This window comes from Thiolapillus sp., from assembly GCF_048562965.1.
GTDB lineage: Bacteria > Pseudomonadota > Gammaproteobacteria > Chromatiales > Chromatiaceae > Thiolapillus > Thiolapillus brandeum_A.
The window spans coordinates 1-1,497 of the sequence record NZ_JBHNMF010000731.1; the positions used below are offsets into that span (position 1 = coordinate 1).

A 1,497-nucleotide genomic window follows, 5' to 3' on the forward strand; every position below is an offset into this window, starting at 1 on the left:
GACTGGTCAGCTTTGTGGGGATGTTTGACATGGCCTTTCTGCCAGTCAGGATTTCCATGGGACTTGGAAGATTGGATGAAATGGGCGTTGTGCGCAGACACAACAGGGCTAGGTCAGGGTCAGCCTTGGCCTGTTGGGCTTTGGTCAAGGCCGCTTTGACGGTTTGGACATGGCGTTCGATGAAGCCATTGGACTTGGGGTAATGGGGGGATGAGGTAATGTGGTGGAAGGACCATTGCTCTGCAAACTGTTTGAAGATTGCCGCAGAGAACTGTGGACCATTATCGCTGATGATCTTCAGAGGGATCCCATGCTCAGCGAGTATCTGCTTCAAGGCTCGGATTACCGTGCTGCTGCTGGTGTTCTGTCCTAGTTTGCGGACAACGAAGTACTTGCTGTAGTAGTCTGCTACCAGCAGGTACTCTGCGCCTTGGAAGTGGAACAGATCTGTGCCAAGGACTTCCCATGGACGCTGTGGGATTTCATGTGGTCTCAGGGTTTCCTTTTGCTGGGATGGCTGGTGCTCCTGGCAAATGGGACAGCTTTTGACCAGTTTTTCGATGTCTTGGTTGATCTGGTTCCAGTAAACTGAGTCTCTGGCTCTCAGCTTGGTCTTCTCGACTCCCTGGTGGGCATAGTGAAGCTGATCTAGAATGGTTTGTTTCTGGCTGTTTGGGATGATGACTCTCTCGCCTTTGAAGATGAGGCCATCTTCCATGGAGAGTTCGTCCCTGTAGGACCAGTATGATCTGATTTCTTCAGGCAAGTCCTTGATGGAGTCTGGCCAGCCGTTGATGATGGTGCTGGTCAGCGTGATGAGACACTGGTCCTTCTTGGTCTCTTCCCGGATGATGTCAAGGCGCTCCTTGGTGAACCTGACAGTGTGGACCCTGGTGTCCAGGTCAATGGTCGAGTCGTTCAGCTTGCTTGGTAGTCTTGACAGGGTGTCCGCAAGGGCCATTTCTTTGCCTGGCTTGTACTCAAGGTTAAAGTGGTACCCCTGCAGCTTCAGAAGCATCCTCTGTAGTCGTGGCGGTGCCTTGGTCAGAGGCTTCTGCATAATCATAACCAGGGGTTTGTGGTCAGTCAGGATCTGGAAGTGTCTGCCGTACAGGTATGTGTGGAATCGTTGAACGCCAAAAACGATTGCCAGTAGCTCCCTCTCGATGCAGGCGTATCGAGTTTCTGCATCAGACAGGGACTTGGACGCAAATGCAACCGGGTGTCCATCCTGCGTCAGGCTGGCTCCAAGTCCTTTGAGACTTGCATCCACTTGCAGTGTTGGGGTCATGTTGGTGTCAAAGTATTGTAGTGTGGATTTCTCTGACACGATGTCTTTCAGTTGCTGGAAGCATTTCTGGTGATGGCCTTCCCAAAGAAATGTTGACTCTTTCTTGAGGAGGTCTCGCAGAGGAGCTGTCTTTTCAGCCAAGTTTGGAATGAAGGGGCCTAAATATGTGATGAATCCTAGGAACTCTTGCACTTCCTTCTTGGAAG

Annotated in this window: 1 protein-coding gene; it reads right to left on the minus strand. The window is 51.3% G+C overall.

What is annotated here, in order from left to right:
• The coding region (locus ACOCD2_RS19620; protein ID WP_419625928.1) for an RNase H-like domain-containing protein at positions 1-1,497 on the minus strand (1,497 nt) is incomplete at both ends.